Genomic DNA, 23,558 nt, shown 5'->3' on the forward strand with positions numbered 1-23,558 from the left:
CATCGGCGGCGGCCGGCTCCGGCGCGCTGTCCATGCCGGGTGCCGCGGCGCGGCCCGCGGGGGGCCGTCATGTGCGCCGACGCCGCCCCGGCGCCGGCGCGCGGCTACAATGCGGGCTCCACAATCGCCGCGCAGCAAGGGTCCGCATGGAACTGAAATGGCTCGAAGACTTCGTCTCGCTCGCGGAGACGCGAAGCTTCAGCCGTTCGGCCGAATCGCGGCACGTCTCGCAGCCGGCGTTCTCGCGGCGGATCCAGGCGCTCGAGGCGTGGCTCGGCACCGAGCTGATCGACCGCTCCGTCTACCCGACGCGGCTCACGCAGGCCGGTCAGGTCTTCCTCGAACAGGCGCTGACCATGCTCTCGCAGGCGCACGAGGCGCGCACGGTGCTGCGTGGCCACGCGGCGGCGCCGGTGCCGACCATCGAGTTCGCGGTGCCGCACACGCTCTCGCTGACCTATTTCCCGTTCTGGCTGCAGCGCATCGAGGCCAAGCTCGGCCCCGTGCATACGCGGCTGCGCGCGCTGAACGTCCACGACGCGGTGCTCTCGCTCGTCGAGGGCGGCTGCGATCTGGTGATGGGCTACCACCATCCGAGCCATCCGGTGGCGCTCGACCCGTCGCGCTACGACATGCTCACGCTCGGCATGGAGCCGATCAGCCCGTTCTCGGCGCCGCTGCGCGCCGGGCGGCCGCGCTACACGCTGCCCGGCGGCGCCGACGCGCCGGTGCCCTACCTGTCCTACACGCCGAACGCGTACCTGGGCCGGATGACCGAGGTGATCATCGCCAACGCGCGCGAGCCGCTGCACCTGGACCGCATCTACGAGACCGACATGGCCGAGGGGCTCAAGGCGATGGCGCTGGCCGGCCATGGCATCGCGTTCCTGCCGCACAGCGCGGTCGAGGACGCGGTAGCGCGCGGCGAGCTGATCCGCCTCGACCGGCCCGCGCGCGCGGGCGGCGCGCAGCCGTTCACGCTGACCATGGAGATCCGGCTCTATCGTGACAAGCTCGCCGTGCACGGCGACGAGGCCCGCCAGACGCTGGTGCGCGCGCTATGGGACGCCGTCGTCGAGGAACTGGCGCAGCGCGCGCGCTGAGATACCGTCGGCGCGGATAGCGGGATAGCCGACACGCGGGCGGGGTCAATCGGCATGCTGCGGCGTGCCTCCCAGCTTGGCGCAGCCCGCCCGCCAGCCTTGTCGGGCAAGGCGCGGCACCCCTTGGCGCCGCACCGACGCTGGCTGGTATCGCATTTCACGGCGCGTCCGACGCCGCTTCCCGAAGGCATGGGGATTGCCGCCGTTCAGGGACGGAACCCGCCGGTTGCCCGGTAATAGCGCGATCATGCAAGAAACGCATAATCGAATAAACAAACGGCATTGGATTTCGAAAACCTGATTTTCGACAATGTGCGTCATTCGCTGACCGTTGGAGAATCCATGTCTTCGCAACCGCAGTCCTCGCTCGTCGCGCAGTCCATTCCGTCCTACCTGAACGCGGAAGCGTTGGGCCCGTGGGGCAACTACCTGCAGCAGGTCGACCGCGTCGCGCCGTATCTCGGCTCGCTGTCGCGCTGGCTCGAAACGCTGAAGCGCCCGAAGCGCATCCTCGTGGTCGACGTGCCGATCGAGCTCGATAACGGCACCGTGGCCCACTTCGAGGGCTATCGCGTGCAGCACAACGTCTCGCGCGGCCCCGGCAAGGGTGGCGTGCGCTACCACCAGGACGTCACGCTCTCGGAAGTGATGGCGCTGTCGGCCTGGATGTCGGTCAAGAACGCGGCCGTCAACGTGCCGTATGGCGGCGCGAAGGGCGGCATCCGCGTCGATCCGCGCAAGCTCTCGCGCGGCGAACTCGAGCGCATGACGCGCCGCTACACGAGCGAGATCGGCATCATCATCGGGCCGAACACCGATATCCCGGCGCCGGACGTCAACACCAACGAACAGGTGATGGCGTGGATGATGGACACCTACTCGATGAACCAGGGCCAGACGGCCACCGGCGTCGTGACCGGCAAGCCGATCACGCTCGGCGGCTCGCTCGGCCGCCGCGAGGCGACCGGCCGCGGCGTGTTCGTGGTGGGCTGCGAGGCGGCCCAGAAGAAGGGTGTCGAGATCCAGGGCGCGCGCATCGCGGTGCAGGGCTTCGGCAACGTCGGCGGGATCGCCGGCAAGCTGTTCCAGGAAGCGGGCGCGAAGGTCGTCGCCGTGCAGGATCACACCGGCACGATCTACCAGCCGGCCGGCGTGGACGCCGTGAAGCTGCTCGACCACGTCGCGCGCACCGGCGGCGTGGCGGGCTTCGAGGGCGCCGAGCCGATGGCGAACGACGAGTTCTGGACCGTCGAGACCGAGATCCTGATCCCGGCCGCGCTCGAGAACCAGATCACCGAGAAGAACGCCGGCAAGATCCGCACGAAGATCGTCGTCGAAGGCGCGAACGGCCCGACCACCACGGCGGCCGACGACATCCTCGCGGCCAACGGCGTGCTGGTGATCCCCGACGTGATCGCCAACGCGGGCGGCGTGACCGTCTCGTATTTCGAATGGGTGCAGGATTTCTCGAGCTTTTTCTGGACCGAGGACGAGATCAACCAGCGGCTCGAGCGCATCATGCGCGAGGCGTTCGCCGGCGTCTGGTCGGTCGCGCAGGAGCACAATGTGTCGGTGCGCACGGCGGCGTTCATCGTGGCCTGCAAGCGGATCCTGATGGCGCGCGAAATGCGCGGCCTCTATCCCTGATCACCCCCTGGACCGGCGGCTTGCCGCCGGTCGACCCGGCGGCGCGGCTCCCCCCGCCGCGCCGCCACCCGTTGCGGGCGATACCGGATCCGGTATCGCCCGTTTTTCACATCTGGACCCGTTTGAGATGGCACGTCAGGCGTGACACATGAACTGTGAACAATCAAAACAAAATGCGCCCGACAACAATTTCTTTCATTAGAGTTACTTTGTTAGACTGCCTGACGTTAGCCCAAGGAGATGCCAGATGAAAATCAAACAAGCGCTGCTGCTCACCGCCGCCCTCGCCACCTTCGCCGGCGGTGCCATCGCGCAGGAGACGGGGACCCTCAAGAAGATCAAGGACACCGGCGTGATCGCGCTCGGTCACCGCGAGTCGTCGATTCCGTTTTCGTACTATGACCAGAACCAGCAGGTGATCGGCTACGCGCGCGACTTCCAGATGCGCATCGTCGACGCCGTGAAGAAGAAGCTGAACCTGCCGAACCTGCAGACCAAGAACATCCCGGTCACGTCGCAGAACCGGATTCCGCTGGTGCAGAACGGCACCGTGGACATCGAGTGCGGCTCGACCACCAATAACCTTGACCGCCAGAAGCAGGCCGCCTTCTCGACCACCTATTTCGTGATCGGCACGCGCCTGATGACCTCGAAGGACTCGGGCATCAAGGATTTCGCCGACCTCAAGGGCAAGACCGTCGTGACGACGGCGGGCACCACCTCCGAACGCCTGCTGCGCGCGATGAACAACGACAAGCAGATGGGCATGAGCATCATCAGCGCGAAGGACCACGGCGAGTCGTTCCAGACGCTCGAGACGGGCCGCGCGGTCGCGTTCATGATGGACGACGCGCTGCTGGCCGGCGAGCGCGCCAAGGCGAAGAAGCCCGACAACTGGGTGATCGTCGGGACGCCGCAATCGGAAGAGGCCTACGGCTGCATGATGCGCAAGGACGATCCGGCCTTCAAGAAGGTGGTCGACGATGCGATCATCGAGACCGAGAAGTCGGGCGAGGCAGCCAAGCTCTATACGAAGTGGTTCGAGAACCCGATCCCGCCGAAGGGGCTGAACCTGAACTTCCCGCTGTCGGACGCGATGAAGAAGCTCTACGCGAGCCCGAACGACAAGGCGCTCGACTGAATCGCCCGGCGTTCCATTTGACGCTCTGATGCAACGGAAGAGGCTTCGCGCTTCTTCCGTTTCTTTTTGCCGGATGCTGGAGTCCTGTCCATCATGTCTTACCACTGGAACTGGGGAATCTTCCTGAGCCCCGTTTCGACGGGCGAGCCGACCACCTACCTCGGCTGGCTGCTGTCGGGCTTCTGGGTGACCATCAAGGTCTCGCTCGTGGCCTGGGTGATCGCGCTCATTGTCGGCTCGCTGTTCGGCGTGCTGCGCACCGTCCCCAACCGCTGGCTGTCCGCGCTCGGCACGCTCTACGTGTCGATTTTCCGCAATGTCCCGCTGATCGTGCAGTTCTTCATCTGGTATCTGGTGGTGCCCGAGCTGCTGCCGAGCGCGATCGGCACCTGGATCAAGCAGCTGCCGCCGGGCACGCAGTTCTTCACCGCCTCGGTGGTGTGCCTGGGCCTGTTCACCGGCGCGCGCGTCTGCGAGCAGGTGCGCTCGGGCATCGCCGCGCTGCCGAAGGGCCAGCGCGCGGCCGGGCTCGCGGTGGGCTTCACCGAATGGCAGACCTACCGCTTCGTGCTGCTGCCGGTGGCGTACCGGATCATCGTGCCGCCGCTCACCTCCGAGTTCCTGAACATTTTCAAGAACTCGGCGGTGGCCTCGACCATCGGCCTGCTCGACCTGTCGGCGCAGGCGCGCCAACTGGTCGACTACACCGCGCAGACCTATGAATCGTTCATCGCCGTCACGCTGGCCTACGTCATCATCAACCTCGTCGTGATGGCCCTGATGCGCTGGATCGAGTCCAGGACGCGGCTGCCCGGCTACATCGGAGGCAAGTGATGCACGACTTCGACTGGAGTGGAATTCCCGGCGCGTTGCCGGCGCTGTGGACGGGCGCGATCGTCACGCTCGAGATCACCGTGCTGGCGATCGTGGTCGGCATCGTGTGGGGCACGCTGCTCGCGCTGATGCGGCTGTCGGGCGTCACCGGGCTGCAATGGTTCGCGCGGCTCTACGTGACCGTGTTCCGTTCGATCCCGCTGGTGATGGTGCTGCTGTGGTTCTTCCTGATCGTGCCGCAGCTGCTGCAGGGCGTGCTCGGGCTGTCGCCGACCATCGACATCCGGCTCGCCTCGGCGATGATCGCGTTCTCGCTGTTCGAGGCCGCGTATTATTCTGAGATCATTCGCGCGGGGATCCAGGCGGTGCCGCGCGGGCAGGTCAACGCGGCGTTCGCGCTCGGCATGGGCTACGGCCAGGCGATGCGCCTCGTGATCCTGCCGCAGGCGTTTCGCGCGATGGTGCCGCTGCTGCTCACGCAGGCGATCGTGCTGTTCCAGGACACCTCGCTCGTCTACGTGATCAGCCTCGCGGACTTCTTCCGCACGGCCACCAACATCGGCGACCGCGACGGCACCAACGTCGAGATGATCCTGTTCGCGGGCGCCTGCTATTTCGTCGTGTGCGTGCTGGCATCCGCGCTCGTCAAAGGTCTTCAGAAAAAGGTTACAAGATGATTTCCATCAAGAACGTCTCGAAGTGGTATGGGCAGTTCCAGGTGCTGGCCGACTGCACGACGGAAGTGAAGAAGGGCGAGGTGGTGGTGGTGTGCGGCCCGTCCGGCTCGGGCAAGTCCACGCTGATCAAGACCGTGAACGGCCTCGAGCCGTTCCAGAAGGGCGAGATCCTCGTGAACGGCGAGTCGGTGGGCGACAAGCGCACCAACCTCTCGAAGCTGCGCTCGAAGGTCGGCATGGTGTTCCAGCACTTCGAGCTGTTCCCGCATCTGTCGATCACGGAAAACCTGACGCTCGCGCAGATCAAGGTGCTCGGCCGCGGCAAGGACGAGGCCAACGACAAGGGCCTCAAGCTGCTCGACCGGGTCGGCCTCAAGGCGCACGCGCACAAGTTCCCGGGCCAGCTCTCGGGCGGCCAGCAGCAGCGCGTGGCGATCGCGCGCGCGCTGTCGATGGACCCGATCGCGATGCTGTTCGACGAGCCGACCTCGGCGCTCGATCCCGAGATGATCAACGAGGTGCTCGACGTGATGGTCGAGCTCGCGCAGGAAGGCATGACGATGATGTGCGTGACGCACGAAATGGGCTTCGCGAAGAAGGTCGCCCATCGCGTGATCTTCATGGACAAGGGCGCGATCGTCGAGGACGACCGCAAGGACGAGTTCTTCGCGAATCCGAAGTCCGATCGCGCGAAGGACTTCCTCGCGAAGATCCTGCACTGAGGACGCGCGCGTTCGCGGCTGCCGCATGAAAAACGCCCGGCGCTGCCGGGCGTTTTTCATGGATGGCGCGAAAGGCGCGAAGGGCGGGGGCCGCTCAGAAATCGACCGGATCGTCGCCGTGCGCGGCGGCCGTGGCGGCGGCTTCGAGCGTGACGTCCGTGCCGGCGGATGCATTCGCCACCGCCGCGCGCCGGCAGTTGACCGACGCCGACGGATCGAGCGCCGGATTGCGCAGCTTCTCAAGCACGATCTCGGGCACCGCCACGCGCGTCTTCGCGGCGACGTCGCCGCACTGGAACATCAGCAGCTCGCCCGGTTCGAACGCGGTCCAGACCTCATCGTCGGTCAGCGGCTGCGTGGCGATCACGGCGACGCGATCCTCGGGCGTGGTGTACTTCGCGAAGTCGATCGAGAGATCCTCGTCGATCAGATGCGCGGTCGAGAACGGCCAGCGCCGCACCAGGTAGTGCAGCCGCGTCGAGCAGTGCGCGAACAGCGCCTGGCCGTTCGACAGCAGGAAGTTGAACACGCCGTGCGCGGTGATCTGCCCGGTCAGCTCGGCGAGCCGCTCGAACAGTTCAGGCAGCGGCGGCTGCGCGCCCGGGAAGGTGTCGCGCAGGCCCTGCATCAGCAGGCAGAACGCGCGCTCGCTGTCGGTGGTGCCGACCGGCTGGTAGACGCCGTCGTCGAGGCCGGGCGCGAAGCCGGGCAGGTCGCCGTTGTGCGCGAAGATCCAGTGGCGCCCCCACAGCTCGCGCATGAACGGATGGCTGTTTTCCAGCAGGATCGCGCCCTGGGTGGCCTTGCGGATGTGCGCGATGGTGTTCTTCGACTTGATCGGATAGCGCTTGACCATCTCGGCGAGCGGCGAGGTGGCCGACGACTGGTGGTCGAGAAACAGCCGGCAGGCCTTGTCCTCGAAAAACGCGATGCCCCAGCCGTCCGCGTGATGATCGGTGAGCCCGCCGCGGGCCGCGAAACCCGTGAACGAGAAGGTCACGTCGGTCGGCTCGGCGCAGTTCATTCCGAAGAGTTGGCACATAGGACGTTACGGCAGACGAGGCAGGGGGGACACCGGGAGGAACCGGTACAATGGCGGTTTCAAGCATATCACCGAGCCCCGGGCGGCCAAAAGTGGAACCCGCGTGTCCGCGGTCCCCTGTTGCGGTTTTCCGTCACTCGCGACGGGCCGCGGGGCGCGAACGCGGCGGCCCGCGCGCGCTGCCGCCCGCCATCCCCGACGACGCCCCATGACCGCTCCGAACGCCTCTCCCGACGCTTCCGTCACCTCGCTGACCCTCGCCCGTCCCGACGACTGGCACCTGCACGTGCGCGACGGCGCGATGCTGGCCGCCGTGCTGCCGCATACGGCGCGCCAGTTCGGCCGCGCCATCATCATGCCGAACCTGAAGCCGCCCGTGACCACCACGGCGCAGGCCGAGGCGTACCGCGCGCGGATTCTCGCCGCGCTGCCGGCCGGCATGGCGTTCGAGCCGCTGATGACGCTCTACCTGACCGACAACACGCCGGCCGACGAGATCCGCCGCGCGCGTGAGAGCGGCTTCGTGCATGGCGTGAAGCTCTATCCGGCCGGCGCCACGACCAACTCCGACGCGGGCGTGACGGACCTGCGCAAATGCGCGGGCGCGCTCGAGGCGATGCAGGAAACGGGCATGCCGCTGCTGGTCCACGGCGAGGTCACCAATGCCGAGATCGATCTGTTCGATCGCGAGAGGGTGTTCATCGATCGGGTGATGACGCCGCTGCGCCGCGATTTCCCGGCGCTCAAGGTGGTGTTCGAGCACATCACGACCAAGGACGCGGCCGACTACGTGCGCGACGCCGACGCGGCACCCGGCACGCTCGGCGCGACCATCACGGCCCATCACCTGCTCTACAACCGCAACGCGATCTTCACGGGCGGGATCCGGCCGCATTACTACTGCCTGCCGGTGCTCAAGCGCGAGACGCACCGCGTCGCGCTGGTGGAGGCGGCGACCTCGGGCAACGCGCGCTTCTTCCTCGGCACCGACAGCGCCCCGCACGCGAAGGACGCCAAGGAAGCGGCCTGCGGCTGCGCCGGCTGCTACACGGCGCTGCACGCGCTCGAACTCTACGCGGAAGCGTTCGACCAGGCCGGCGCGCTCGACAAGCTGGAAGGCTTCGCGAGCTTCTTCGGCGCCGATTTCTACGGCCTGCCGCGTGCCACCGACACGGTCACGCTGCGCCGCGAGACCTGGCAGCTGCCGGCCACCATCGAGGCCGGCGACACCTCGGTCGTGCCGCTGCGCGGCGGCGAGCCGATCGGCTGGCGCCTCGCGTGAGCGGAGGCGCGGGCGGCCCGTCCAGTGCCGGCTTCGCGGCGATCGACTGGCAGGCGCCGTGGCTCGCGCCGTTCGCGGTACACGGGCCGCGCTGGCAAGCCGCCGCGCTGGCCGGCGAGGCCGCCTGGCTCGCGGCGCTGGCCGCCGACGCGGCCACGGCCGGCATCGTCACCGGGCGCGGCCTGCCGTTGCGCTTCATCGAACAGGCCGCGCTGCCGGCCGGCGTCGCCTACGAGACGCAGATCGCCACCACCGGCGGCGTGCCGACTCGCCACAATCTCCACGATTTCTTCAACGCGCTGGTCTGGTTCGGCTATCCGCGCCTCAAGGCCGCGATCAACGCGCGGCAGTCGGCGGCGATCGACGCGCTCGGCGTGGGCGGCGCGCGCGGCGGCCTGCGCGATGCGCTGACGCTGCTCGACGAGAACGGCGCGCTGTTCGTCACCGCCGATCCGGCGCTCGGCGACGCGCTGCGCCGCTTCGGCTGGCGGACGCTGTTCGTCGAGGCGCGCGCGGCCTGGGGCCGGGCCTGCGAGCTGCGGCTGGTCGGCCATGCACTGCTCGAGAAACTCGTCGCGCCCTACAAGGCCTGCTGCGCGCATGCCTGGATCGTCGAGGCGCCGCCCGCCTGGTTCGACTGGGACGAGGGCGCGCGCCGCGGCTGGCTCGACGCGCACGTTGCCGCCGGCTTCGACGCGCGGCTGCCGCCGCACGGCGGCTTCGCGCCGGTCCCGGTGCTCGGCGTGCCGGGCTGGTGCGCCGCGAACGCGGAGCCGGGCTTCTACGACGACCCGCAGGTGTTTCGCGCAGGCCGTCGTGCGCGCGGCTGAAACGGGGCACGGTCGCGGCCGGGAGTTGCCCGGTTGGCTCCCTGCTTTGCCGATTCCCGGCGCGGCCGCGTCGATGCTAGAATTCGCCTCGCAAAGTGGGCCAGGCAGTCGCGGCCCGCACGGCTTCCGGTCGTGCGGGGCGAGGAAAGTCCGGACTCCGCCAGGGCAGGGTGATGGCTAACGGCCATCCGTGGCGACACGCGGAACAGGGCAACAGAGAACAGACCGCCGATGGCCCGGCGCAAGCCGGGATCAGGTAAGGGTGAAACGGTGCGGTAAGAGCGCACCGCGGCTGCGGCGACGCAGACCGGCACGGTAACCTCCACCCGGAGCAATTCCAAGTAGGCAGGCGCGCATCTTCGCGATGCAGGGCGGTGCCCCCGTCTCGTCTGCGGGTAGGAAGCTTGAGCGCGTCAGCAATGGCGCGCCTAGAGGAATGACTGCCACCTCGCGCGCGTCCTGGACACGCGCGATGCACAGAATCCGGCTTATCGGCCCGCTTTGCCGCCCGACACGAACGAAGGCCGGCGCCAGGATTGGCGCCGGCCTTTTCGTTTTGCGGCGGGGCGAACGGGAGAGCCGTTGCGCCGGCCGCCGCGCCGTTCAGCCCGCGACGATGTCGAACGAGTGCGTGAGCTCGGCCGTCTTCGCGATCATGATCGATGCCGAGCAGTACTTGTCGTGCGACAGGTTGATCGCGCGCTCGACCGTGGCCGGATTCAGGTTGCGACCCGTGACGGTGAAGTGGAAGTGGATCTTCGTGAACACCTTCGGATCCTCGCTCGCGCGCTCGGCCTTCAGCGTCACCGAGCAGTCGGTCACTTCCTGGCGGCTCTTCTGCAGGATCAGCACGACGTCATACGCGGTGCAGCCGCCCGTGCCGACCAGCACCATTTCCATCGGGCGCGGGGCGAGGTTGTTGCCGCCGCCTCCGGGCGCGCCGTCCATGGCAATGAGATGGCCGCTACCCGTCTGCGCGACGAACGCCATGCCATCCTGGCCCATCCAGCTAACTTTGCATTCCATGCGTGTGCTCCAGCCTCTTCGGCTTCGATTACCAAACGGCATTGTAGCCCGCGTCGCCACGCCCGGCTGACGCGGTGCGGGAATGGCAAGCATCGAACGTTGCGCGCAGCGCGGCTTTGCGTTGTACGAGGCGCCGGGTTAGGGGTTTTGCTCTAGATTGCCGCACATGAATGGTCTGATGATTTCGCTCAACGCCCTGATTTCAATGGGGAAGGCGGTGATGCTGCAGAGCCGCATGAAAATTTCGCATTATGAGTTTCCATTTCATCATGTAGATTTTCTTGTGCTGCCCGTCGCCGGTTCCTATAATCGCATCCATTGATTGTCGCGTTGCGGCAATCTCCGGCTGTCTCCTCCACCCTCCTCCAAAGGTGGATTGAGCCCGAACGACGGTTCGGGCTTTTTTTCGTCCAGCGTGCGTGAAACGGCAGCTTGCCGGGCCGCGACGCCATGGCCGGACGAGCGCGCGGCCCATCCGCGGACCGCGTCGCCGAGGACCGCCACGACCCGGTTCGCCCACCCAAGCGATTTCTTTGACCGGTCTACCTGAATTCCTTTATAATTCAGGGTTTTCCGCATTCATGCCCGCGGAGAAGAATCAGGGAGAGCCTGCACAGCGCCCAGAGCGCAACCAAATCCAAGCAGGAAAAACACCAGGGCAGCAGTCATTATTTTTGGATCGATCATGAAGACGTTTTCCGCAAAAGCCCATGAGGTGACGCGTGAATGGTACGTGATTGACGCGACGGATAAGGTTCTCGGACGTGTCGCCAGCGAAGTGGCACGCCGTCTGCGCGGCAAGCACAAGCCCGAGTTCACCCCGCACGTCGACACCGGTGATTTCATCATCGTCATCAACGCCAGCAAGCTGAAGGTCACGGGCAACAAGGTTCTCGACAAGAAGTACTACCGCCACTCGGGCTACCCGGGCGGTATCTATGAAACGACGTTCGGCAAGATGCAGGAACGCTTCCCGGGCCGCGCGCTCGAGAAGGCGGTCAAGGGCATGCTGCCGAAGGGCCCGCTCGGCTACGCGATGATCAAGAAGCTGAAGGTCTACGCAGAAGCGACGCATCCGCATTCGGCACAACAGCCGAAGGCGCTCGAGATCTAAGGGGACCCACCAAATGATCGGTAACTGGAACTACGGTACGGGCCGCCGCAAGAGCGCAGTCGCTCGTGTCTTCATCAAGGCTGGCAAGGGCGACATCATCGTCAACGGCAAGCCCATCGCCGACTATTTCTCGCGCGAGACGTCGCTGATGATCGTGCGTCAACCGCTGGAACTGACGAACCACGCTCAAACGTTCGACATCAAGGTCAACGTGACGGGCGGCGGCGAAACGGGTCAGGCCGGTGCGGTGCGCCACGGCATCACGCGCGCGCTGATCGACTACGACGCGACGCTGAAGCCGCAACTGTCGACCGCCGGCTTCGTCACGCGCGATGCGCGTGAAGTCGAGCGTAAGAAGGTCGGTCTGCGCAAGGCACGCCGCGCCAAGCAGTTCTCGAAGCGTTAAGCGCTTTTCGGTCCATCGCCCGCGGGCGATGCCGCCGACCAGAACCGCCGGTCTCGACCGGCGGTTTTTTTATGCGCGCGCGGTTCGCGAGCGCGCCGCGCGCCGGCCGTAATCGGGGCGCAAACCGCTTGATTTCGAGGACTTCGGCACGATCTTCGGAACCGCCCTACAATAGCGGCAATGGGCTTTTTTGGAGAGTTCGCATGAACGCTGTCACCGAATCCGCGGCAACCACCACCACCGAAATGCCGGCGCCGTTCGTCTTCACCGACGCAGCCGCCGACAAGGTCAAGCAACTGATCGAGGAAGAGGGCAATCCCGAGCTGAAACTGCGCGTGTTCGTGCAGGGCGGCGGGTGCTCGGGCTTCCAGTATGGCTTCACGTTCGACGAGGAAGTCAACGAGGACGACACCGTGATGAACAAGGGTGGCGTGCAGTTGCTGATCGATTCGATGAGCTACCAGTACCTGGTCGGCGCCGAGATCGACTACAAGGACGATCTGAACGGCGCGCAATTCGTGATCAAGAACCCGAACGCGACCACCACCTGCGGTTGCGGCTCGTCGTTCTCGGTCTGACCGTCCGCCACTGACGCAACGCGCGGGCGCCCGGCGCCCGTGTTTCGAAAAACCCCACGCCATGCGTGGGGTTTTTGTCGTGGCGTGGACGATTCCCTGCCATCAGCATGGGTATAGCGCGCCGAGCACGCGCGGCCCGGCCGCGCCCGTCACGCCGGCGAGGTTGCCGGCCGCGCGTGCCGTGAAGCGATGGGCGAGCCAGGCGAACGCGATTGCCTCGACCTGCTGCGGCGGCACGCCGAGCGCAGCGGTGGTGCCGACCGCCGCGCTCACGCCGGACTCGGCCAGCGCGTCGGCGAGCGCGCGCAGCAGCACCGGGTTGCGCGCACCGCCGCCGCAGACGTAGACGGACCGGCAGTCGGGCGCGTGGCGCGCGATCTCGCGCGCGATCGTGACGGCGGTCAGCGCCACCAGCGTGGCCTGCACGTCGGGCGGCGCGACCTGCGGGAAGGTGCGCAGGCGCGCGTCGAGCCAGTCAGGATTGAACAGGTCGCGGCCGGTGCTCTTCGGCGGCGGCAGGTCGAAATACGGTTCTGCGAGCAGCGCGGCGAGCAGCGCCGTGTCGGGTTTGCCGCTCGCGGCGAGCCGGCCACCGTCGTCGAACGGCTTGCCGAGGTGGCGCTGCGCCCAGGCGTCGAGCAGCGCATTGGCCGGCCCGCAGTCGAAGCCGCGCACGCCGGCGCCGCCATGCGCGCCCTCGGCCGGCAGGATCGTGATGTTGCTGATGCCGCCGAGGTTGCAGACCACGCGCGTCTCGTCCGGCGCGCCGAACACGGTCGCATGGAACCCCGGCGCGAGCGGCGCCCCCTGGCCGCCCGCGGCGACGTCGCGCGCGCGGAAATCGGCGATCACGTCGATGCCGGTCAGTTCGGCGAGCAGCGCGGGGTTGTTGGTCTGCCGCGTGTAGCCGCGCTCGGGCCGGTGCCGCACGGTCTGGCCGTGGACGCCGATCGCGCGGACCTGGTCGGGCGCGAGGTTCGCCGAGCGCAGCAATTCGTGGCAGCAGGCCGCATAGCGCGCGGCCAGCGCGTTGGCCGCCCGCGCCTCGCGGTCGATCTCGTCGGCGCCGGGCTGCTGCAGCGCGAACAGTGCGTCGCGCAGCGTGTCGGCGAAGCCGACGAAGCCCTCGGCCAGCACCGCCGGCGGCTCGCCCGCGGCGAACCGCACGGCCACGCCGTCGCAGCCGTCCATGCTGGTGCCCGACATCAGGCCGAGATAGACACCGTCGGCGGGATGGTCGGCTTGCTTGCGATGTGGCGCCACGGTTTCTCCTGTCGTCGAGCGCGCGGGCGGCGTGCCCGCGCCGGTGAGGTCCGATTATCCGCGCAAGCCGCCGCGCCGTTAAGCGATGCGCGCGCGAGTTATGGGAAAATCACCGCTTTTCCGACTTTCCTCCTTTTCCGCACCGATGAGCCAAGATCCCCAAACGAAGCCCGCGCTCCCGATCACCGATTCCGTGCGCGAGGCGCTCGCGATCACCAGGCGCGGTGTCGACGAACTGCTGATCGAGGACGAGTTCGCGCAGAAGCTGGCGCGCAGCGAGGCGACGGGCACGCCGCTGCGGATCAAGCTGGGGCTCGACCCGACCGCGCCCGACATCCACATCGGCCACACGGTGGTGCTCAACAAGATGCGCCAGCTGCAGGATCTCGGCCACACGGTGATCTTCCTGATCGGCGACTTCACCTCGCTGATCGGCGATCCGTCGGGCCGCAACGCCACGCGTCCGCCGCTCACGCGCGAGCAGATCGAGGCGAACGCGAAGACCTATTTCGAGCAGGCCGCGCTGGTGCTCGACCGCGACAAGACCGAGATCCGCTACAACAGCGAATGGTCGATGCCGCTCGGCGCCGACGGCATGATCAAGCTCGCCTCGCGCTACACGGTGGCGCGCATCCTCGAGCGCGAGGATTTCACGAAGCGCTTCCAGGGCGGCGTGCCGATCTCGATCCACGAATTCCTCTACCCGCTGATGCAGGGTTACGACTCGGTCGCGCTGAACGCCGACCTCGAGCTCGGCGGCACCGACCAGAAGTTCAACCTGCTGGTGGGCCGCGAACTGCAGAAGCAGTACGGGCAGGAGCCGCAGTGCATCCTGACCATGCCGCTGCTGGAAGGCCTCGATGGCGTCGAGAAGATGTCGAAGTCGAAGGGCAACTACGTCGGCATCAGCGAGAAGCCGACCGAGATGTTCGGCAAGCTGATGAGCATCTCGGACGTGCTGATGTGGCGTTACTTCGAACTGCTCTCGTTCCGCCCGATGAGCGAGATCGCGAAGTTCAAGGCCGAGATCGAGGCGGGCCGCAACCCGCGCGACTTCAAGGTGCTGCTCGCGCAGGAGATCGTCGCGCGCTTCCATTCGCAGGCCGACGCCGAGCAGGCGCTCGAGGACTTCAACCACCGCGCTCGCGGCGGCGTACCCGACGACATCCCGTCGGTCACGCTCGGCGGCGCGCCGCTCGCGATCGGCCAGTTGCTCAAGCAGGCCGGCCTGGTGCCGTCGACCAGCGAGGCGCTGCGCAACATCGAGCAGGGTGGCGTGAAGATCGACGGCACCACCGTCTCCGACAAGGGCCTCAAGATCGAGGCGGGCGAGTACGTGGTGCAGGTCGGCAAGCGGCGCTTCGCGCGCGTGACGGTCGGCGCATGATCGCGCTGATCCAGCGCGTGCGGCGCGCCGACGTGCGCGTCTGCGAGCGCGTGACGGGCGAGATCGGCGCGGGCCTGCTCGCGCTCGTCTGTGCCGAGCGCGGCGACACCGAGGCGCAGGCCGACAAGCTGCTCGCGAAGGTGCTCGGCTATCGCGTGTTCAGCGACGTGGCCGGCAAGATGAACCTGCCCGTCACGAACCTCGACGGCGCGGGCACCGCGGGCGGCCTGCTGCTCGTCTCGCAGTTCACGCTGGCGGCCGACACCCGGAGCGGCATGCGGCCGAGCTTCACGCCGGCCGCGCCGCCCGACGAGGGCGCGCGGCTGTTCAACTATTTCGTCGAGGCGGCCCGCGCGCGGCACCCGATCGTCGAGACCGGTGAGTTCGGCGCCGAGATGCAGGTGTCGCTCGTCAACGACGGCCCCGTCACGTTCTGGCTGCAGGCGCGCGCCGCCTGACCCGGCGGCCCGGGTGACGCCGGCCGCCGGCCGGGCCGCGCCCCGTTTCGCTTCTCGCTTCGTTTCCCTCGCATTCCGACCGGCCAACCGATGACCACGACGCAAATCCTCTTCATCCGCCACGGCGAAACGCCTTGGAACCGCATCAAGCGCATCCAGGGGCACATCGACATCGCGCTCGCCGAGACGGGCGTCGAGCAGGCGGCGCGGCTCGCCGAACGGCTCGCGCGCGAGGCGCGTGGCGGCGCGCGGCTCGACGCGATCTATTCGAGCGACCTGCAGCGCGCGCGGCAGACCGCGCAGCCGAGCGCCGACGCGCTCGGCCTGCCGGTGCGGCTCGACGCCGGGCTGCGCGAGCGCGCCTATGGTGCGTTCCAGGGCCACGACAGCACCGAGATCGCCGACAAGTTCCCCGATGCCCATGCGCAATGGCAGACACGCGACCCCGGCTTCGAGCCGGCCGGCGGCGAATCGCATCGCGCGTTCCATCACCGCGTGCTGCACGCGCTCGCGCCGATCGTGGCCGCGCATCCGGGCGGGCGCATCGCCGTGGTCACGCACGGCGGCGTGCTCGACTGCGTCTATCGCCACGCGGCGTCGCTGCCGCTCGACGCGCCGCGCCAGTACGCGCTGCTCAACACCAGCATCAACGTGGTCGAGGCCGACGGCGACGCACTGCGCATCGTACGCTGGGCCGACGTCGACCATCTCGGCGGCGGCAGCGACGACGACGGCTACCGCAAGGTGCTGTAAACGCAAACGGCCCCGCGCTCGCGGGGCCGTTCAGGCGCCGTTCATTGCAGGCCGTGGCGCGTCTTGTAGTCGATCGCATAGGCGAGCTTGCCCGGCTTGGACGCCGTGATCGGCGCGATCAGGTCGCCGAACGTTCCCTTCGTGTATTTCTTGCCCGCGTTGATCTGCGCCAGCCGGCCCAGATCGGCGCCGGTCTTGCCGTCGATCACCGGGTCGGTCGACGCGACCATCCGCAGCGACGCGTTCCAGGTGGCGTTCAGGTAGCCGGTGTCGGCGGTGGCCGGATCGGGATCGGTCGTGCCGAGCTTCGTCAGCGTGTAGCCCGACAGCGGGAACGTCGCGCGCAGCCAGTCGGCCCAGTAGAACTCGAGGAAGTCGGTGGACGGCGTCGGCTTGCTGTAGCCGACGTCGCGCGTGAAGTAGACGAGCGAGCGATAGACGTCGTCCTGCATGCCGAGCTTGAGGCCGAGCCCGATGGGCAGCTGGGCCGGCGTGATGGCGGCGCCGTTCGCATCCTTCAGGCGCGTGTAGCCGCGGCTTTGCATCTCCGCCCAGAACGCGCTGCCCGTGTAGCGGCTCAGGTTGTCCTTGACGAGGACGTGGACGTGCAGCGTCGGGCCGCCGTCGGGCACCTCGTAGTAGGTCGACAGGCCGTGATGGCCGTCCGTCAGGTACAGCGTGTCGCCGTTCGGGCCGACCACCACCGGGTTCAGCATGCTGGTGTCGCGCTGGCTCGTGTCGGTGGTGGTGCAGCCGTAGCTCGCCGCGTCGGTCAGTGTCGAGGCGGACGAGGAACTGTCCTTGGTCAGGCCGCCGAGGCCCTCGTCGGCGCAGAAGTCGTCAAACTTTTTGGTCGGATCGAGTTCGTAGCGGCCGAGCTTGTAGTAGATCTGGTCGTAGCCGAGCGCGGCCTGGGTCGGATGCAGATCGCCGAGCGCGACGTCGAGCATGTCGCCGGTGGCGGCCGTGGCCCACTTGCCCGGCTGGGTGCTGGGTACCGGCTCGGTCTGCGCGGGCGTGGACGCCGGCTGCGGCGTGGCGGCGAGCGAGCTGGCGGGGGACGCGCCGCCGCCGCAGGCGACGAGCGCGAGCAGCGAGCAGAACGAGGCGGCCAGGGCGAAACGGCTGAGCGAAGGAGGCATCGTCATCGTGAGGGAGGGCGTCAAATGAGAAGGGCGCGCTCGGCGCGCGAAAAGGCGCAAGCTTGCCGTTGCATGACAGTGATTTGAAAACGACCTGATGGAAATCGCAAGCAGGGTGAAGTCAGAAATGACTGATTGGCGTGGCGCCGGTGGACGGGGCGTGCGCGGGTGCCAGTGCCCGAGATCGGATGCCGCCGCCGGCGGGGCACGGCGGGCGGGTCAGGGTGGCGTGGGCGGTTCGCCGTCGGTGGCGGCGGGATGTCCCGCTTGGGCGGGAACGGAGGGAGTGGAGGCGCTGGAGGCGTCGCCGGAGCCGTTCGGATGCGGCCGTTGCGGTGCGGCCGGGGGGGCGTTCGACGCGGGCGGCACCAGCGCCACGGAGGTGCCCGGCGTCGCCGCCGCGCGCCGGCGGGCGCGCTTCGACGCGCCGTTGACGAGCGCCCAGCGAAATACCGGCGCGATCAGGCGGATGCCGGGCCGCGCCACCACGCGCCGCACCGGCGCGAGCGTCGCGAGACCGAGCTGGCGCTGCGCCCAGTCCGGCAGCAGGTCGACGCCGGCGTGGAACAGCAGCGCGGCGGCCGGCTTCATCGCGGCGCGCGGCACCGGCGCGTCGCGCAGCACGCGGATCACCTCGCGCGTGCGGTCGCTGGCGACGAGTTCGCCGCGCATCCGTTCGAGATAGGCGGCGATCTCGACGCGCGAGGCCGGCACGTCGCGCGCGCCGAGCAGCGTCGCGATCAGCGCGGTCTCGGCGTAGTAGCGATCCTGCTCGGCGCCGGACAGCGCGGGATTCACGTAGCGCAGATGCGCGGCGAGGAAGCTCGACACCTCGGCCACGTGGACCCAGGTCAGCAGCGCCGGATCGCTCGCGCGATAGGGGCGCCCGTCCGGCGCGGTGCCCGTCACCGCGGCGTGGATCGTCTTCACGCGCTTGATCAGGGCGAGCGCGTCGGCGCGGTTGCCGAACGTGGTGCCGGCGACGAACGTCGCGGTGCGGCGCAGCCGGCCCAGGATATCGGTGCGGAACGTGGAATGGTCCCAGACGCCCGCCAGCGCGAGCGGGTGCAGCGCCTGCAGCAGCAGCGCGGCGATGCCGCCCGTCATCATCGAGGCGAAATCGGCGTGGACGCGCCAGCAGACCGCCTCGGGGCCGAACAGGCCGGGATCGCCGGGCGGCGCGGCATAGTCGATCGAGGGTCCGCCGCCGCCCGTGGTCAGCAGCGTCACACCGCCCGCGAGCCGCGCACGCAGCCGGTCGGCGAGCCCGCGTCCGGGCGGCGGAGCGGCGGCGTCACGGCGGGGCGGGGCGGACATCGTGCGGATTCCGGGGAGGCTAGCGCCGCGTGTCGTCGTCGGCGCCCGGGATGCCGGGCGTGGGGCTGTCGGGTACCGGCAGCCCGAAGTGGCGATAGGTGAGCAGCGTGGCGACACGCCCGCGCGGCGTGCGCTGCAGGAAGCCCTGCTGGATCAGGTAGGGCTCGAGGACGTCCTCGATCGTGTCGCGTTCCTCGCCGATCGCGGCGGCGAGATTGTCCACCCCCACCGGGCCGCCGTCGAACTTGTGCAGGATCGCCTCGAGCAGCTTGCGGTCCATCAGGTCGAAGCCGACCGGATCGACGTCGAGCATCGCGAGCGCGGCATCGGCGACGCGCTCGGTGATCGCGCCGTCGGCCTTCACCTCGGCGTAGTCGCGCACGCGGCGTAGCAGCCGGTTGGCGATCCGCGGCGTGCCGCGCGCGCGCCGGGCGATTTCCAGCGCGCCGTGCGGATCGATGCGCGCGTTGAGCAGCGAGGCCGAGCGCTGCACGATGCGCGACAGCTGGCCGGCATCGTAGAACTCGAGCCGCGCGACGATCCCGAAGCGGTCGCGCAGCGGGTTGGTCAGCATGCCGGCGCGCGTGGTGGCGCCGACCAGCGTGAACGGCTGCAGGTCGAGCTTGACGCTGCGCGCGGCCGGCCCCTCGCCGATCATGATGTCGATCTGATAGTCCTCGAGCGCCGGATACAGGATTTCCTCGACGACGGGCGAGAGCCGGTGGATCTCGTCGATGAACAGCACGTCGTTCGCTTCGAGGTTGGTGAGCAGCGCGGCGAGGTCGCCCGGGCGCTCCAGCACGGGGCCGGACGTCTGCCGCAGGTTCACGCCCATCTCGCGCGCGATGATGTGCGCGAGCGTGGTCTTGCCGAGGCCGGGCGGCCCGAACAACAGCACGTGATCGAGTGCCTCCGAGCGGCGCCTGGCGGCCTCGATGAAGATCTCGAGCTGGCCGCGCACCTTCTCCTGGCCGACGTATTCGTCGAGCTGGCGCGGCCGCAGCGCGCGTTCGAACGCCTCCTCGTGCGACGAGGCGGGCGTGGCGGCGATGATGCGCTCGCCGGCGAGTTTGTCGGTTTCGATCATGCGGGCATTGTACCGCGCCCCACCGCGCCGACGAATCGGCCGAACGGCCGAGTCGCGCGAGCCGTCGCGCCGTGCGAGAGTGGTGGCTCGCGGTACCCGCTCAGGCCTTCGACAGCGCCTTCAGCGACAGCTTGATGCCCTCGGACACGCCGGTGCCGGCCGGCACGTTCTTGATCGCGGCGAGCGCTTCCTTCTCCGAGTAGCCTAGCGCGAGCAGCGCGTTGAGGATGTCGGCCGCGTGGTCCGACTGCGAGGCCTGGCCGGCCAGCTCGCCAAGGTCGGCGCCGAGCTTGCCCTTCAGTTCGAGCAGCAGGCGCTCGGCGGTCTTCTTGCCGATGCCGGGCAGCCGCTGCAGGCGCGCCGCGTCCTGCATCGTCACCACCTGCGAGAGCTCCTGCACGCTCATGCCGGAGAGCACCGCGAGCGCCATGCGCGCGCCGATCCCGGTGATCTTCAGCAGCTCGCGGAACGCCGAGCGCTCCTGCGGCGTGAGGAAGCCGTACAGCAGGTGGGCGTCCTCGCGCACGATCAACTGGGTGAGCAGCACCACGCGCTCACCGGTGGGCGGCAGGTTGTAGAACGTGCTCATCGGCACGTCGAGCTCGTAGCCGACGCCGTTGCAGTCGACGAGCAGGTGGGGAGGATTCTTTTCGAGCAGGGTGCCGGCGATGCGACCGATCATGACGAGAACGACGAGGGGAGGAAAGCGCGAGTGTAGCGCACGCGGGAACGGACGAGGCGGGCTGGTGGCCGGCGCGTCGCTTGCGATGGCCGGGACGACGTATTTCGTTACGAATGCGGCGTATTACCTTGATGGGGCGGCGATGTCGAGCTGGCGACGACGTCGTCTACGCGGAGCTGACGATCGGCTATGCGCGGATCGAATCGCTCGACGCGTTCGTCGCGTTCGTCGCGGGCGCGCGCCTGCGCATCGATCCGATGCCGCGCGCGGCGCTGTTCCTGGCCGGCAGGTGTCCGGGCGCTATCGGCACACGCGCGGCACGAACACGGGCGTGCTGACCGATTTCTTCCTCGGCGCGCACGCGAGCGTGCTGGGCGCGCGGCTGCCGACGCGCGACGTCAGGTGCTATCGGACCTGGTTTCCGAAGCTCGCGCTGATCGCGCCCGAAGGCTGACGGGGTGCGCCACGGCGGGCGTGGCGCATGGGAGCGTGATGAATGACGGCCGTCGCACGAAGTCGTGCGCCGCTCGCGGTGGCCGCGGCGACTTGCACGGTGTGCCCGGCGCAGGCGCCGAAGCACCGCAACGCCGAGTCAGCCGACCAGCCGCCCGCGTCGCACGCGAAAGCCCTTCTTGACGAGCGCGGGCGCGAGGCCGCCGAGCGTTTCGAGCTTGGCGCCGCCGTGTGCGTGGCAGATCGCGGTGCCGAGCGCGTCGGCCGCGTCCGTGCCGGGCAGCCCCGACAGGCCGAGCAGCCGCACCACCATCTGCTGCATCTGTTCCTTGGTGGCGCGGCCGTAGCCGACGATCGCCTGTTTCAGCTGCGTCGGCGTGTATTCGGCCACCGGCAGGCCGCCCGAGACGAGCCCGCAGATCGCCGCGCCGCGGGCCTGGCCGAGCAGCAGCGTCGATTGCGGATTGACGTTGACGAACACCTTCTCGATCGCGGCCTGGTCGGGCGTGTGCTCGCGCACCAGCGTCGAGACGCCGTCGAAGATGGTGCCGAGCCGGACCGCGAGGTCGGCGGTGGGGGTGCGGATCACGCCGCTCGTGACGTAGGCGAGCTTGCTGCCGTGGACGTCGATCACGCCGAAGCCGGTGACGCGCAGGCCGGGGTCGATGCCGATGATTCGCATGGGCTGGCCGAAGAAAAGCGAGAGGAAAAAACGGGTTCCGGCGATGGTACAACGATCGCGGCGCGCGCGAGGCGTCATGACCGGCCTCGCGGTGGTTTCGTGATGATGCATGGCGATCGCATGGTGCCGGCGCGAGGCTGGTTTGACGTCGCGCGATGCCGGTGCGTTTGACTCGCGGCGCGCGGGATGATCGTCGGCGGGCGGTGCATGGCGGGCACCGGCGCCGATCGCCGTCGCGCCGGACTCCGGCCGCGCCAATGAAAAACCCGGCGGCGAGGGCGGAACCCTCGCGGCCGGGCGCGTCGCGCAGCGTGAGCCGTGCGAACCGGCGTTACCGGTCCGCGCGACCCGGGCCGGTCAGTGACGGAAGTGGCGGATGCCCGTCAGCACCATCGCGATGCCGTGCTCGTCGGCCGCGGCGATCACTTCCTCGTCGCGCATCGAGCCGCCCGGATGGATCACGGCCGTCGCGCCCGCCGCGACCACCACGTCGAGGCCGTCGCGGAACGGGAAGAACGCGTCCGAGGCCACGGCCGAGCCGGCCAGCGTGAGGCCGGCGTTCTGCGCCTTGATGCCGGCGATGCGGGCCGAATCGACGCGGCTCATCTGGCCGGCGCCGACGCCGAGCGTCATGCCGTTGCCGCAGAACACGATCGCGTTCGACTTCACGAACTTCGCGACGCGCCAGGCGAACAGCAGGTCGTCGAGTTCCTTCGGCGTCGGCTGGCGCTGGGTCACGACGCGCAGTTCGTCGGGCTGCACGTTGCGCGCATCGAGCGACTGCACCAGCAGGCCGCCGCCCACGCGCTTCAGGTCGAACGCGTTGAAGCCGTCGCCGAGCGCGATCTCGAGCAGACGCACGTTCTGCTTGGCGGCGAACACCTGGCGCGCGGCCTCCGAGAACGCCGGCGCGATCAGCACCTCGACGAACTGCTTGGCCACCGCCTGCGCGCTTGCTTCGTCCACTTCGCGGTTGAACGCGATGATGCCGCCGAACGCCGAGGTCGGGTCGGTCTGGAACGCCTTCGCATAGGCTTCGGCCGGGCTCGCGCCCACCGCCACGCCGCACGGGTTGGCGTGCTTGATGATCACGCAGGCCGGCGCGTCGAACGTCTTCACGCATTCCCACGCGGCGTCCGAATCGGCGATGTTGTTGTACGACAGCTCCTTGCCCTGCAGCTGGCGATAGTTCGCGAGCGAGCCGGCCGGCGCCGCGAGGTCGCGGTAGAACGCGGCGCTCTGGTGCGGGTTCTCGCCGTAGCGCAGGTCCTGCACCTTGTCGAACGCGAGGTTCAGCGTGGCCGGGTAGGCGTTGCGCGTGGCGTGCTGCAGCTCGTCGGTCAGGCTCGTCAGGTAGTTGGTGATCGCGCCGTCGTACTGCGCGGTGTGCGCGAACACCTTGGTGGCGAGCCGGAAGTTGGTGGCGTAGCCCACCGTGTTGCCGTTGGCCTTCATCTCGTCGAGCACCACCGCGTAGTCGGCCGGATCGACGATCACCGTCACGTCGCGATGGTTCTTCGCGGCCGAGCGCAGCATGGTCGGGCCGCCGATGTCGATGTTCTCGATCGCGTCGGCCAGCGTGCAGTCGTCCTTCGCGATGGTCGCCACGAACGGGTACAGGTTCACCACCAGCAGGTCGATGGTGGGGATCCCGTGCGCATCGAGCGCCTGCATGTGCTCGGGCAGGTCGCGCCGCGCCAGGATGCCGCCGTGGACCTTCGGGTGCAGCGTCTTCACGCGCCCGTCGAGCATTTCCGGAAAGCCGGTGTAGTCGGCCACTTCCGTGACCGGCAGGCCGGCCTCGGCGAGCAGTTTCGCGGTGCCGCCCGTCGACAGCAGCTTGACGCCTTGCTGCGACAACGCCGTCGCGAATTCGACGATGCCGGTTTTATCGGAAACGGAGAGGAGCGCTTGCTTGATCATGATGGGGAG

The 23,558-nt window shown here is 68.5% G+C and carries 26 protein-coding genes and 1 other RNA gene; 18 read left to right on the forward strand and 9 right to left on the reverse strand.

Annotated elements, in window-relative coordinates; translation table 11 throughout:
• The first annotated feature begins 146 nt into the window (after nt 1-146).
• From bpln_RS02725 to bpln_RS02750, 6 genes are all read left to right on the forward strand, one after another.
• On the forward strand, nt 147-1,103 hold the full coding sequence (locus tag bpln_RS02725) for a LysR family transcriptional regulator (RefSeq protein ID WP_042623858.1): 957 nt from the start codon (nt 147-149) through the stop codon (nt 1,101-1,103).
• A gap of 342 nt (nt 1,104-1,445) precedes the next feature.
• The gene (locus bpln_RS02730) at nt 1,446-2,750 is read left to right on the forward strand and encodes a Glu/Leu/Phe/Val family dehydrogenase (protein ID WP_042626395.1); all 1,305 of its coding nucleotides are present in this window, start codon (nt 1,446-1,448) and stop codon (nt 2,748-2,750) included.
• Between the two features lie 247 nt (nt 2,751-2,997).
• Complete coding sequence (locus tag bpln_RS02735; protein ID WP_042623859.1) at nt 2,998-3,891, forward strand: glutamate/aspartate ABC transporter substrate-binding protein; 894 nt, start codon at nt 2,998-3,000, stop codon at nt 3,889-3,891.
• 93 nt (nt 3,892-3,984) lie between these two features.
• Nucleotides 3,985-4,725 (forward strand): amino acid ABC transporter permease, encoded by a 741-nt coding sequence (locus tag bpln_RS02740; protein WP_042623860.1) that lies wholly within the window; start codon nt 3,985-3,987, stop codon nt 4,723-4,725.
• Nucleotides 4,725-5,402: a glutamate/aspartate ABC transporter permease GltK gene (gltK, locus tag bpln_RS02745; protein WP_042623861.1), complete on the forward strand. Its 678-nt coding sequence runs from the start codon at nt 4,725-4,727 to the stop codon at nt 5,400-5,402. The genes bpln_RS02740 and gltK overlap by 1 nt, the downstream gene beginning before the upstream one ends.
• Nucleotides 5,399-6,124: an amino acid ABC transporter ATP-binding protein gene (locus bpln_RS02750; RefSeq protein ID WP_042623862.1), complete on the forward strand. Its 726-nt coding sequence runs from the start codon at nt 5,399-5,401 to the stop codon at nt 6,122-6,124. Before gltK ends, bpln_RS02750 begins: the two co-directional genes overlap by 4 nt.
• Nucleotides 6,125-6,218: 94 nt before the next feature.
• Here bpln_RS02750 and bpln_RS02755 read toward each other — a convergent pair whose 3' ends face one another.
• The gene (locus bpln_RS02755) at nt 6,219-7,166 is read right to left on the reverse strand and encodes a class II glutamine amidotransferase (RefSeq protein WP_042623863.1); all 948 of its coding nucleotides are present in this window, start codon (nt 7,164-7,166) and stop codon (nt 6,219-6,221) included.
• A gap of 208 nt (nt 7,167-7,374) precedes the next feature.
• Between bpln_RS02755 and pyrC the strand changes: the two genes are divergently transcribed.
• From pyrC to rnpB, 3 genes are all read left to right on the forward strand, one after another.
• Nucleotides 7,375-8,448: a dihydroorotase gene (gene pyrC, locus bpln_RS02760; RefSeq protein ID WP_055138029.1), complete on the forward strand. Its 1,074-nt coding sequence runs from the start codon at nt 7,375-7,377 to the stop codon at nt 8,446-8,448.
• The gene (locus bpln_RS02765; protein WP_055138030.1) at nt 8,445-9,278 is read left to right on the forward strand and encodes a DUF3025 domain-containing protein; all 834 of its coding nucleotides are present in this window, start codon (nt 8,445-8,447) and stop codon (nt 9,276-9,278) included. Before pyrC ends, bpln_RS02765 begins: the two co-directional genes overlap by 4 nt.
• A gap of 92 nt (nt 9,279-9,370) precedes the next feature.
• Nucleotides 9,371-9,785, forward strand: an RNA gene (rnpB, locus tag bpln_RS17810) — RNase P RNA component class A.
• A gap of 96 nt (nt 9,786-9,881) precedes the next feature.
• Here rnpB and bpln_RS02770 read toward each other — a convergent pair.
• The gene (locus tag bpln_RS02770; RefSeq protein ID WP_055138031.1) at nt 9,882-10,304 is read right to left on the reverse strand and encodes an OsmC family protein; all 423 of its coding nucleotides are present in this window, start codon (nt 10,302-10,304) and stop codon (nt 9,882-9,884) included.
• Between the two features lie 178 nt (nt 10,305-10,482).
• Between bpln_RS02770 and bpln_RS36570 the strand changes: the two genes are divergently transcribed.
• From bpln_RS36570 to erpA, 4 genes are all read left to right on the forward strand, one after another.
• The gene (locus bpln_RS36570) at nt 10,483-10,626 is read left to right on the forward strand and encodes a hypothetical protein (RefSeq protein WP_158511995.1); all 144 of its coding nucleotides are present in this window, start codon (nt 10,483-10,485) and stop codon (nt 10,624-10,626) included.
• Between the two features lie 363 nt (nt 10,627-10,989).
• Nucleotides 10,990-11,418: a 50S ribosomal protein L13 gene (rplM, locus tag bpln_RS02775; RefSeq protein ID WP_012734653.1), complete on the forward strand. Its 429-nt coding sequence runs from the start codon at nt 10,990-10,992 to the stop codon at nt 11,416-11,418.
• 13 nt (nt 11,419-11,431) lie between these two features.
• Nucleotides 11,432-11,824, forward strand: coding sequence for a 30S ribosomal protein S9 (rpsI, locus tag bpln_RS02780; RefSeq protein WP_042623867.1), 393 nt, complete (start codon nt 11,432-11,434; stop codon nt 11,822-11,824).
• A gap of 203 nt (nt 11,825-12,027) precedes the next feature.
• Nucleotides 12,028-12,402 (forward strand): iron-sulfur cluster insertion protein ErpA, encoded by a 375-nt coding sequence (gene erpA, locus bpln_RS02785; RefSeq protein ID WP_042623868.1) that lies wholly within the window; start codon nt 12,028-12,030, stop codon nt 12,400-12,402.
• 102 nt (nt 12,403-12,504) lie between these two features.
• On the opposite strand, the gene bpln_RS02790 is transcribed toward erpA, so the two are convergent.
• Complete coding sequence (locus tag bpln_RS02790) at nt 12,505-13,608, reverse strand: anhydro-N-acetylmuramic acid kinase (RefSeq protein ID WP_055139427.1); 1,104 nt, start codon at nt 13,606-13,608, stop codon at nt 12,505-12,507.
• 202 nt (nt 13,609-13,810) lie between these two features.
• On the opposite strand from bpln_RS02790, the gene tyrS reads away from it, so the two are divergent.
• From tyrS to bpln_RS02805, 3 genes are all read left to right on the forward strand, one after another.
• Nucleotides 13,811-15,052 (forward strand): tyrosine--tRNA ligase, encoded by a 1,242-nt coding sequence (gene tyrS, locus bpln_RS02795; RefSeq protein WP_042623869.1) that lies wholly within the window; start codon nt 13,811-13,813, stop codon nt 15,050-15,052.
• Nucleotides 15,049-15,510: a D-aminoacyl-tRNA deacylase gene (gene dtd / locus bpln_RS02800; protein WP_055138032.1), complete on the forward strand. Its 462-nt coding sequence runs from the start codon at nt 15,049-15,051 to the stop codon at nt 15,508-15,510. Before tyrS ends, dtd begins: the two co-directional genes overlap by 4 nt.
• 90 nt (nt 15,511-15,600) lie before the next feature.
• Nucleotides 15,601-16,263: a histidine phosphatase family protein gene (locus bpln_RS02805; RefSeq protein WP_042623871.1), complete on the forward strand. Its 663-nt coding sequence runs from the start codon at nt 15,601-15,603 to the stop codon at nt 16,261-16,263.
• Nucleotides 16,264-16,304: 41 nt separating this feature from the next.
• Here the strand turns inward: bpln_RS02805 and bpln_RS02810 are convergent, their stop codons facing one another.
• From bpln_RS02810 to ruvA, 4 genes are all read right to left on the reverse strand, one after another.
• Nucleotides 16,305-17,405 carry a ParB/Srx family N-terminal domain-containing protein gene (locus tag bpln_RS02810; protein ID WP_042626397.1) on the reverse strand — a complete coding sequence of 367 codons (1,101 nt, stop codon included), beginning with the start codon at nt 17,403-17,405 and terminating at the stop codon, nt 16,305-16,307.
• Between the two features lie 219 nt (nt 17,406-17,624).
• The gene (locus tag bpln_RS02815; RefSeq protein WP_055138033.1) at nt 17,625-18,722 is read right to left on the reverse strand and encodes an oxygenase MpaB family protein; all 1,098 of its coding nucleotides are present in this window, start codon (nt 18,720-18,722) and stop codon (nt 17,625-17,627) included.
• Between the two features lie 19 nt (nt 18,723-18,741).
• On the reverse strand, nt 18,742-19,809 hold the full coding sequence (gene ruvB, locus bpln_RS02820; protein WP_042623873.1) for a Holliday junction branch migration DNA helicase RuvB: 1,068 nt from the start codon (nt 19,807-19,809) through the stop codon (nt 18,742-18,744).
• 100 nt (nt 19,810-19,909) lie between these two features.
• Entirely contained in the window at nt 19,910-20,491 is a 582-nt protein-coding gene (gene ruvA, locus bpln_RS02825; RefSeq protein WP_042623874.1) for a Holliday junction branch migration protein RuvA, read from the reverse strand.
• A 113-nt stretch (nt 20,492-20,604) separates the two neighbouring features.
• Here ruvA and bpln_RS37270 point away from each other — a divergent pair, with 113 nt between their 5' ends.
• Nucleotides 20,605-20,829: a hypothetical protein gene (locus tag bpln_RS37270; protein ID WP_209444928.1), complete on the forward strand. Its 225-nt coding sequence runs from the start codon at nt 20,605-20,607 to the stop codon at nt 20,827-20,829.
• Nucleotides 20,823-20,945 carry a hypothetical protein gene (locus tag bpln_RS38150; RefSeq protein WP_275472433.1) on the forward strand — a complete coding sequence of 41 codons (123 nt, stop codon included), beginning with the start codon at nt 20,823-20,825 and terminating at the stop codon, nt 20,943-20,945. The genes bpln_RS37270 and bpln_RS38150 overlap by 7 nt, the downstream gene beginning before the upstream one ends.
• A 138-nt stretch (nt 20,946-21,083) precedes the next feature.
• Here the strand turns inward: bpln_RS38150 and ruvC are convergent, their stop codons facing one another.
• Nucleotides 21,084-21,626 (reverse strand): crossover junction endodeoxyribonuclease RuvC, encoded by a 543-nt coding sequence (ruvC, locus tag bpln_RS02835; protein ID WP_042626399.1) that lies wholly within the window; start codon nt 21,624-21,626, stop codon nt 21,084-21,086.
• 357 nt (nt 21,627-21,983) lie between these two features.
• Entirely contained in the window at nt 21,984-23,549 is a 1,566-nt protein-coding gene (gene purH / locus bpln_RS02840; RefSeq protein WP_055138035.1) for a bifunctional phosphoribosylaminoimidazolecarboxamide formyltransferase/IMP cyclohydrolase, read from the reverse strand.
• Nucleotides 23,550-23,558 lie beyond the last annotated feature (9 nt).

This window comes from Burkholderia plantarii, assembly GCF_001411805.1.
Taxonomy (GTDB): domain Bacteria; phylum Pseudomonadota; class Gammaproteobacteria; order Burkholderiales; family Burkholderiaceae; genus Burkholderia; species Burkholderia plantarii.